This window comes from Nocardia sp. TBRC8007 (assembly GCF_056629435.1).
The window spans coordinates 39,746-49,098 of record NZ_JBWSOR010000034.1 but is presented as its reverse complement, the minus strand read 5'-3'; the positions used below and the strand labels follow the sequence as shown (position 1 = coordinate 49,098).

The following is a 9,353-nucleotide window of genomic DNA, read 5'->3' as shown; positions in this document are numbered from 1 at the left end:
ACACGGGCAGATCGTGGTCGTCACCGACAACCTTTCCAGCCATGACAGCAGAAGTACCCGTGCATGGCTCACCGGCCACCGCAGAATCCGGCATGTGTTCATCCCCAAACGTGCCTGCTGGCTGAACATGCAGGAGGGTTGGTGGCGTCTGTTCCGTAAGCTCGCCCCTCGCTGGAGTGTCTTTCGCCGATCCCGATGAGATCACCTACGCCACCCGGATCGCTACCGTCCAGCTCAATACCCGCGCCCGTCCCTGGGTGTGGGGCCGCCCGCCACCCAAACCACGCACCCTACGCCGCCGGTTTATGTATACCCTTTGAGGAACGAAGCACTAACTTGCGCGCTGTGGTCAGAATTGTCTCAGCGCTGGTGTCGTAGGACTCGGCCCACTCTCTCGCCTCGTTGTAGGAGCCTGCCATGGCATGGGACTCGGCCAGCTCAGACCATTCGGCATCCACCGCAGCCCAGAACTCGGCCGCGGCATCGGCCAGCTTGATGGCGGTGGCGTAGTAGACCGGCACTGACACATCCAGCACGGTCATCGTGCGGCCCCTGCACTGCGACCGAGCATGGCGAGATTGGCGGCGGTCGCGGCCTCGTACTGGGCATGCGCGGCTGCGGCGCGCAGCGTCGCCAGGGCTTCGGCGATTTCGGCCGCTGCCGCGGTCCACTAGGAATCACGGTCCGGATCAACTCCGGAGAACACTGGAGCAAGGAGCATCACCACTGAACCAAATGACTGCCAAGCACCAGAAACGAAGTAACAAGCTGCTATTAGGTTCGGTTTTCCTACTTCATCAAGGTCGAAAAGGTTGGCACAGAACGCCGGGAACCCCGTGAACTACCGGATTAGGCTTTGCTCGCGTGTCGTACCTCATTTTTAGAGTGCCTTGGGACAGACTGCGTGTCCATGCAGGCTGATGAGGATGAGTGGGAGCTAGATGCCAACTAGCTGCCGCTCGACTTCGGGAAGCACTGGAAACCGCAGCGTCCGTATGCTGGCCGATCCGAGGTTCCTGTAGAACTCGCCGAGAAAACAACGGATATGGACGTGTTCCCGGTCAGGTGGCGGTGAATCGCCAATCACCGAAGGATTGATGTTGCCGCGTACGTGTCATGTGACTCAGGTTCAACCTGCGAAAACGCATCGGCGCTGAGAATGACTCTCGAACGACTGTAACCAGATGCCCGCAGTTGGCGACTCGCATCCGATGCGAAACCTGCCCCGCACCGAGATTTCGATCCTGATCAGTGCGCATGTCGAACAACTTTGGATTCTCGGCGAGTTCTACCGGAACCCTACTCAGGGCGCTCCGCCCACGACAGCCCGGCCGACGAACTGCCCAGGCTGTCGGTCTTCTCCGGCAGGGCCGCGGTACGCCTGTGCAACGGACATCCACCGTCGTGCCAGCTCTGTCCCACCACTCAGTGCGAGGTCTTCGGGGTGGCGTCGGCGGGTGACGAGTAGAGCGAGGTCCCACGCGTCGCCGGTGACGACGTCGTCGCCCTTGGGATCACCGATCGTCCAGCGCTGACCGCTCGGCGAGTTCAGTTCGAAGCGGAGGCCGAGTTCAGCGGGCGGTTGTTCTCCTCGACCGAGCCAGCCGAATTCGCGAGTATGGTAGGCGAACTCACAGATCGCGCGTACGTGATCGTTCGGCGTGCGCAGGGTCCCGAAGGTGTCGCGGATATCCTGGCCATGGGCAAAGGCCTCCGTGGTCCCGGCCATGGCTAGCACAGCGGCTGGAATATCATTGACCAGCCAGGGCAGCATGCGGTCGCCGGGCAGCGAATCAAGGGCAGCGACGGCCTCGGCAGCGACTTGCTCCCACGTCGCAGTGAGCTCGACCTGGTCCTTAGCGAGCAGTGGTTTCATCGAAGCGGCTACATCGCGGTTGAAATTCCCGCTGAGCTGGGCGAGCAGCGAACGAAAGCCTTCCGGATCCGTTGCTGCCTTCGTGGCGAGGCGATAGACGCTGATCAGGTGCGCGACCTGGTGTCGGACTGTCCAGCCTGTCGCAGGTGTTGGGGTGTCCCATTCTTCGCCGCCGAGATCGGTGAGCAGCGCGGTCACGGTCTCGGCTTCGAACCGAAGAGCGGCGATAGGGGCGTTCTCCGCCGAGTTGGATGCCGGCATATCTCTCCTCGATCGGTCGGGTCGATGCACGCATTGTCTACCAGGCCGGGTGCGTCAGGGGTCGGACAAATTGATGTCAGGTTCCCGCCACCACACTCGAACCAAACGGACAGGCCACACCCTGCGGGGGCATATCGACCATCCAGTGGCCCGGCAGCGCACAGGACAAGACGTCCTGATGAGCAGAGTGCTTAACGTTTTGGATGTCGACACAGACACTCGAGCCTGACCGTCCAACCGATCAGAGGGGACAATCGTGGCGCTCACTGCCATAGAGACCACTACGCTGGAGGCGTTCGCTGACACCGTGCTCCCTGGTCGTAAGCGGCATAAGCAGGACCGTGCGATAGCGGGCGTCTCGCCCCTGCCGGGCGCGGTAGAGGCAGGTGCTCTGATCGTCCTGCAGGACCCCGCGACCGGCATCGAAGACGGCATCGCCGAGATGGCCCACCTGCTCAACGACCACGCGCGTGAGCGAGCGGCCGAAATCGGAGCAGTGGTGGACGAGGATCTCCCTTTCGCCGATCTCGACTATCCAGCACGGAGGGGATTGGTAGCCGATCTCAGCGCGCCGGGCGCACCTCTGCGCGACTTCTGGTTCCTGCTCGCCCTTTTCTCCTATATGGCTTATGACTCGGCACCGCACCGTGATACCGCCACTGCGATTGCCGAGAAGCATCCAGGACTACTCGCCCTCGGGTTCGCTCGGCCGGACGAGAACGGACATTGGGGCTTCGACCGAGCGAGTTACCGACAGCCTATGGCTCGACTCCATCCCGATACCGATGAGAACGGAAATATGCCGTGAGCGTTCACGAAGACACTGTCGACGCGGTTGTTATCGGATCCGGCTTCGGCGGCGCCATCACTTCCTTCCATCTCGCCGAGGCCGGTGCGAGTGTTGTTGTGCTCGAACGCGGGCCACGCCTGGAGGGCGAGGAGTTCCAGCAGAGCTTCCAGTTCGGCAGCTCGAGTACGCAGCTCTTCGATTTCACCGCGGGCGATGGCATGAGTGTGCTGGCAGGTAATTGCGTGGGCGGAGGTAGCGTCGTGTACTTCGCCGCTATGCCGCGAGCGCCCCACTTCATCTTCGACCGCCGGGGCTCGCTCAACCGGCCGCTCTGGCCGACTGCGATCGACCGCGCCTCGCTCGACCCATGGTATGACCGCGTAGCACAGGCATTACCGGTTACCCGGCACGACTGGAATGACGTGAGCTACCCAGGGGGCATGTGGGCACGGATGTGCGACCACGCCGGTTACACCGCCAATCCGTTGCCCTCGGCTGTCGATACCTCGCGCTGCACGAATTGCAACTGGATGATGTCTGGCTGTCGCGAGGACGCCAAACAATCCATGTTGCTCAACTACATCCCCGCAGCCGAGGCAGCGGGCGCTGAGATCAGGCCGCTGCACGAGGTACAGACGATTACTCGCACCGCGGACGACGAATATCTCGTCGAGTACCGCTTGGTGCATCCGGTCGACTACCGCGAACACACTGGCCATGGCAGCATCCGATGCAAGATTGTGGTAATCGCCGCGGGGGCAGGCGCAACCCCTGTCATCCTGCAGCGTTCACGCGAGCAGCTCGGCGGCACGCTGCCACATGCTGTCGGCAAGTATTTCTCCGGTAATGGAGAGCGGATCAATGTCGCGCTTCTCGACGATTCCCGGCTCCACGAAGAGTTCGGGCTGGAGGCAGGCAACGGCTCGGCGTACCGCTCGTTCCAGGTCGGCCGCGGCCCGGTGGTCTCGACCTGGGACCACCTCGACGCAAGCCGAGCCGAGTTCACTCGATTCTCTGTCGAGCAGCTCTATTTTCCGCCCGGGCTCGGCACGATTCTCGCTCAGGCGTCCGAGCCCGAACCAGGCGGACCCGCTTGGTTCGGGCTCGAGAAGAAGAAAATGCTGGGCGACTGGCAATCGTGGCTGATGCTGTTCCAATTGATCGAAGATGACAACGAGGGCGTGTTCGGCGCCCCGCCGCCTACCGGAAACGCAGTGCGGCTCAGCCAGCAATTGCTAGGCCGAGGGACTCTGCGGTACCGGCCGCGCGCGAGCACCCTCGCGGCCTGGGCGGAGGCCGACGAACTGGTATCCAAGGTTGTCGAGAAACCTGGGTTCGGCACCGTTACTCCATGGACGAACGATCTTGTCGGCGCTTATACCGTGCACCCATTGGCGTCATGCCGGATCGGTGACGACCCTACGATAAGCGCACTGGACCCGACTCACGAATTACGTGGTCACAAAGGGATCTTCGTTGTCGACGGATCGGCGGTGCCGACCGCCCTCACGGTCAACCCGTCCAACACTATCGCGGCTCTGGCCGAGCGTGCGGCGCCCTATGTTGTGCGCCGCCTTCAAGACCGCGGTGCTCACGTCAGCTATCGAGGCACCTTGCCCCGCTGATCCACTATCGACGACAGACCAGGAAGTCCACATGTACGTTGAAACCGCACGCACTTTCAGCGCGGAGCCCGCCGAAGTGCACGCCGCGCTGGTCGCCCCTGCCACCCAGGCAGCCAAAGCCGAGGCTCTCGGCGCGCTCGACTACCGCATGGCCACACACCACGATGGCGACCGGATCGAGGTTGTCACCCGCCGCCGCCTCGCTACCACCCGAATGCCCGAGTTCGTGAGGACACTGGTGAAGCCTTCGATAACAGTGGTGGAGACCGAACGGTGGGATGCGCAGAGGCCGGACGGCTCACGTGTCGCGGAGTTCTTGCTCGACATAGACGGAGCACCGATCAAGCTCCGCGGTTCTGCGTCCCTGACTGTCGTCGATGGTGGCAGTCAGCTCCAGTGGACCGGCGATCTCGAGGCGACCGTACCGTTCTTCCGCTCCAAGATCACTGAGTCCGCAGTATCTTCAGTGCTGGAGACAATCGAAATCGAGTACGAAATACTGGAGCGGACACTCACCGGGACCCGCGCAGGCTGACCGGCCGCAGTCACCAACACTCGCCGGACCGACCGATCCTGGGGAGCGAAGGAGTTCGGAGCAGGTTCCACCGCATTGCCCCACCACGTCCTTCCCTTCCCTATCGGGTCCGGGGTCCAAGTAGCATCGGTCGAACAGATCACCTGGCGGATCCCGACGTTCATAGTCGAGGAACGAGATGAACTCGCTCCGCGCGTTTCCCCGCAACCCCCGATGAGCTGGCGAGAACTTCAGCAGCCCAGCACATCAGCGGCGCCGAAGCAGTTTCGGTGAAGTGTGGCTGCTGTCGGTGCGTATTCGACGCACCGACAGCGCGTATCCTCGCATTCGAGGAGACCGGTGGTGCCCCGACCTGTCATATCCGTTACCTGCCCGGCATTTCGACTAGTCGGGGATAAGTGCCACAGCAAATATTCAGATGGCTTGTTGCCGCGACTTTCCGCGGGAAGCCGGTGTCGTGGTGTGCCCACGCGTGTCGCCGGCTACCGCTGGAGATGTCTCAGTGGCAAATATCTGCAACTCGGTTACAAGGGCGTCGGGGGCCTCTAGAGCGGGGAAGTGGCCGACGTTTGGAAGGACTCGCCACGATCGCAGTGTCGGAAGCAGGGGATCGGCCCATTCTCGCACCGGCCGGACGACGTCCTGCCCGAGCTCGAGCACGCTGACAGGAGCCGATACTGCCCACGGTCCGCCCCAGGTGGCGACGAAGTCCGCGTCTGTTCGGTTCGATTCGAAGTAGAGTTCGGCACTGGTGCTCGCGGTGCCGGTGAACCAGTAGAGCGCCGCGGTCGCGACCTGGAACTCGAGCGGCACTCTGCATTGGTCGAGCACTAGTCCTGGTGCGCTCCACTCGTGAAACTTCTCGCAGATCCAGGCAAGCTGACCGACCGGGGAGTCGCGGAGTCCGTAGGAGAGGGTGTGGGGTCGGGTGGACTGAATCTTGCGCCAGCCCGAAGCCACTTGTTCGAATTCCAAAGCGAAATTCACCTTCGCTTGGTCGTCAGGGCTGAGCGCGGCCACGCTCGCGGGCCCATCCGGAGGGAAGGTGGCAAGCATGGACAGGTGCACCCCCCTGACATCGCCAGGGGCGGCCTCGGCCATCCGCAGCGCGATCGGGCTCCCCCAGTCGCCTCCGTGTACGAGATAGTGGTGATAGTTCAGCGCAGCCATCACCTCGACGAACGCCTGTGCCACACGACGTGTATCCCAACCGGGGGTACCGGGGTGCGGGGAGAATCCGTAGCCAGGGATGGATGGTACGACCACGTGAAACGCCTGCGCTGACGGGTCGGTGGGCTGGGCGAGTTCGCGTGCGATCGGGAGAAACTCCATGAAGCTACTCGGCCAACCGTGCACCAGCACGAGCGGGACGGCATCCGTTCGCGGCGACGGTAGGTGGACGACGTGCACCTCGGTTCCATTGACGGGGACCATGAGTTGCGGGAACGAGTTGATGGTGTTCTCGGTCTCGCGCCAATCGAATTCTTCTGCCCAGTACCGTGCTGCTCCCCGCACGGCTTCGGCAGACATACCCCGATCCCAATTGTCATCTGCGCCAACGAGATATGGCCAACGTGCGGTGCGCAGACGGTGACGGACCTCGTGGATCTCCTCGTCGGCGATGTGGACTGTGAACTCACGCATGGACACGGTTGCTCCTGGTTGGGATGCGGGATCGAGTGCGGTCGGCGCGCAGACTGCCCCAGAGGACCCTGGCGACTACGTGGGGGTGAAATAGCGTGGCCGGAGACCGCATCAAGCCGGCGACCTGGAAGAAAGCATTCGAGAGCACGGGGTCAACGGTTGCGGCCACGTGCAGCCTGCTGATGTAGGCGTTGGCGAACCTGACGAGTACTGTGCGTCGACCTTTGGCCTTCGGGTAGGCCAGATCCGCACCTGCCGATACCGACCATGCTTGTCCGATGATGCGAGCGCAGGCTCGATGATAGGTCCGCGCCGAGAAGCGCGGCACTGCGAGCAGTCGATCCAACTCGAGTGCCTGGAGCGCCGCGACCGTCATCCCCTGGGCGTAGATCGGATTGAGGCTGCAAATCGCGTCACCGAGCGGGACCAGATTGTCGAAGAGTTCCGGACAGGACTCGTAGTGGCGCCATCTGCTGGCCGGGTAGGTCAGCTTTGCGGGTGGGTCGACTACCTCGGCGTCCTGCAGAGCCTTGTGAATCGATGGCACGGGCAGGGACCGCGCGAACTCCATGAAGCCAGGAAGGTCCGTCGGAGCGTGGTCGCCCAGCATGCCGGTGAGTGAGACCTCGACCTCGTTGTCCCTCTGCGGGGAACGGTAGAAGAAGCAGCCGCGGGGCGCCTCGGGCGAGTTGGCGAGGATGGTGGCGATCTTGTCGCCGAAAGGATCCTCTGGGACGGCGAACCGAGCACTGGTGTAGGCAAGTCCGATCTCGACGGTCTCCTCGTCAGGTGGGGTCATATCATGCGCGGACATCCACTTCGCCAACCTGCCGCCGCGTCCTGAGCAATCCACGACGAAGTCGGTCTCGACTTTCTCTGCGGTCTTGGTCCGCAAGTTGTACAGTTCGAGACCCGTGACCTGCTTGTGCCGGGTCTGTAGAGTCGCGACCTCCGTCTGGTCACGAACAGTGACATTGGGCAGATCAGTGACTCGCCGCCGCACCTCGAACTCGAGTGTGGGCCGTGTAGCGGGTATCGAGGTCAGGCCGGACTTTCCCGGTGCGAAGAGTTGTCCACCGAAGTACCAGTTGATGTCGGAGTTGAAGTCTCCTGGCACAACTCCGTGTTGTCGCAGTTCTCCGGAGATCCCAGGAAACAGCGTTTCAAAGATTTCCTGGCCACGAGCAACCAGGCCATGGGCGTGGCGACTTTGGGCGACACCTGGCCGTGGCTCTGCCTGCCCGGGCAGTCGGTCGCGGTCCACCACGACGACATCTGTGAAGTGGTCGCTGAGGACTCGAGCGGTCAGCAGGCCTGCGAGTCCGGCGCCTACCACGACGGCGTGGTCTCGTTGCATTGGTTTCCTTTTCGGTTGGCTCATGCATTCTCAGATGTAGAGCGTGTGTGGAGCCATGCCGCAGGCAACTCGTCCGTAGAGCTCGTCATTGGTTTCGGGATTCATTACCGCGTGCAGCGCGAGGGTGTGCATATCGCGTTGAATCCGCTGGATCGGCACGTGCAGGTAGGTCGAGGACCCGCCACTGATGCTCGCGAGCAGATCGACGGCTTCACGGGCACGACGAGTAGCTCCGCCGAGGTGCAGCCGCATCCGAACCCGCTCTTCAACGGTCCAGGACGCCTCGGAGGCACTCTTTTCGTCGCTGAACTGTGCGGCATGGGAGACGTGGAGACGTGCTTCTTCCATCAGCCGGGACGCAGCGCCGACTTGGATGTGGGTTACACCGGCCTGACTCTGGTCGGCATGGTCGGTGTAGGTGATGCCACGGCCAGGCAGCCGCTCGAGGAATGTGTCGATCGCGGCCTCGGCGAGGCCGACTGCTACCGCGCCCACCGTGATGCCTGCCATCACCATGAATGGCGTCCGGTACATGGGCACAGTCGCGTTGCTGTTGCTCGGGGGGGCGCCTGCGATCGCAGGCCCCATGGGGAGCACATGCGCATGGGGCACCCGGATGCCGTTCGCGACCACTGTGACACTGCCGGAGCCGCGCATTCCCGAGGTATGCCAGTCGTCGTCTACGACGAGGTCGTCTATCCGGACAGCAACCATGACCGGGATGGGCTCGGAGTGCTCTTCCTGGATGACCGCTGCCAGAGTGTTCCAGTGACTTTGGGCAGCTCCGGTGTTGAACGACCAACGCCCGTTGAGGATGTACCCGTCGTCGGTAGGAACGGCCACGCCACCAGGCGACAGAATGCCTGCCACGCGACAGCTGGGCGTTTCGAAGATGGTCTTCTGCACCGTGTCCGGGAACAAGCCTGCCATCCACGAGCTGACTGCCCACACCGCGAGGGTCCAGCCCGCCGCGCCGTCGCCCCGTGAGACAGCGCGTACGACCTCGTAGGTTGTGCGGTTGTCCGCCTCCATACCGCCGAGTGCGATGGGGATCCGCAGTTTCGGCAGCCCGGACTCCGAGAGCGCGTCGAAGACGGGCTGTGGCATACGTCGGGCTTCGTCACCCTCCTGAGCAAAGTTCCGAAGGATCGGCAGCAGATCCGCGGCGATCTGTCCCAAGTCGGTGACGGCAGTCGGGTGGTCAACCGGAGTGGTGTCCAAGGCAGGCTCCTCTGAGGTCGGTTCTGGGTGTCTTCGTAGGTGCG

Annotated in this window: 9 protein-coding genes; 4 read left to right on the top strand and 5 right to left on the bottom strand. The window is 62.9% G+C overall.

All coding sequences use genetic code 11. From position 1 onward, the window contains the following. Positions 1 to 13: 13 nt before the first annotated feature. Entirely contained in the window at positions 14 to 199 is a 186-nt protein-coding gene (locus ACX4ZE_RS19390; protein WP_480274883.1) for a transposase, read from the top strand. 91 nt (positions 200 to 290) lie between these two features. On the opposite strand, the gene ACX4ZE_RS19385 is transcribed toward ACX4ZE_RS19390, so the two are convergent. Then, complete coding sequence (locus ACX4ZE_RS19385) at positions 291 to 542, bottom strand: hypothetical protein (RefSeq protein ID WP_480274882.1); 252 nt, start codon at positions 540 to 542, stop codon at positions 291 to 293. Between the two features lie 761 nt (positions 543 to 1,303). Further along, complete coding sequence (locus ACX4ZE_RS19380) at positions 1,304 to 2,137, bottom strand: maleylpyruvate isomerase family mycothiol-dependent enzyme (RefSeq protein WP_480274881.1); 834 nt, start codon at positions 2,135 to 2,137, stop codon at positions 1,304 to 1,306. A gap of 256 nt (positions 2,138 to 2,393) precedes the next feature. Here ACX4ZE_RS19380 and ACX4ZE_RS19375 point away from each other — a divergent pair, with 256 nt between their 5' ends. The 3 genes from ACX4ZE_RS19375 to ACX4ZE_RS19365 are packed head-to-tail and all read left to right on the top strand — an operon-like array spanning position 2,394 to position 5,087. After that, positions 2,394 to 2,945, top strand: a complete 552-nt coding sequence (locus tag ACX4ZE_RS19375; RefSeq protein WP_480274880.1) for a DUF5987 family protein — start codon at positions 2,394 to 2,396, stop codon at positions 2,943 to 2,945. Next, positions 2,942 to 4,552, top strand: coding sequence for a GMC family oxidoreductase N-terminal domain-containing protein (locus ACX4ZE_RS19370; protein ID WP_480274879.1), 1,611 nt, complete (start codon positions 2,942 to 2,944; stop codon positions 4,550 to 4,552). The genes ACX4ZE_RS19375 and ACX4ZE_RS19370 overlap by 4 nt, the downstream gene beginning before the upstream one ends. A gap of 31 nt (positions 4,553 to 4,583) precedes the next feature. Continuing rightward, a complete protein-coding gene (locus ACX4ZE_RS19365; protein ID WP_480274878.1) occupies positions 4,584 to 5,087 on the top strand; it encodes a DUF2505 domain-containing protein in 504 nt (167 codons plus the stop codon). A 414-nt stretch (positions 5,088 to 5,501) separates the two neighbouring features. Here ACX4ZE_RS19365 and ACX4ZE_RS19360 read toward each other — a convergent pair whose 3' ends face one another. Genes ACX4ZE_RS19360 through ACX4ZE_RS19350 form a run of 3 tightly spaced genes read right to left on the bottom strand, consistent with a single transcriptional unit; the run spans position 5,502 to position 9,309 of the window. Then, positions 5,502 to 6,731 carry an epoxide hydrolase family protein gene (locus ACX4ZE_RS19360; protein ID WP_480274877.1) on the bottom strand — a complete coding sequence of 410 codons (1,230 nt, stop codon included), beginning with the start codon at positions 6,729 to 6,731 and terminating at the stop codon, positions 5,502 to 5,504. Then, the gene (locus ACX4ZE_RS19355; RefSeq protein ID WP_480274876.1) at positions 6,724 to 8,088 is read right to left on the bottom strand and encodes an NAD(P)/FAD-dependent oxidoreductase; all 1,365 of its coding nucleotides are present in this window, start codon (positions 8,086 to 8,088) and stop codon (positions 6,724 to 6,726) included. Before ACX4ZE_RS19355 ends, ACX4ZE_RS19360 begins: the two co-directional genes overlap by 8 nt. A 30-nt stretch (positions 8,089 to 8,118) precedes the next feature. Continuing rightward, positions 8,119 to 9,309, bottom strand: coding sequence for an acyl-CoA dehydrogenase family protein (locus tag ACX4ZE_RS19350; protein ID WP_480274875.1), 1,191 nt, complete (start codon positions 9,307 to 9,309; stop codon positions 8,119 to 8,121). Positions 9,310 to 9,353: the final 44 nt, after the last annotated feature.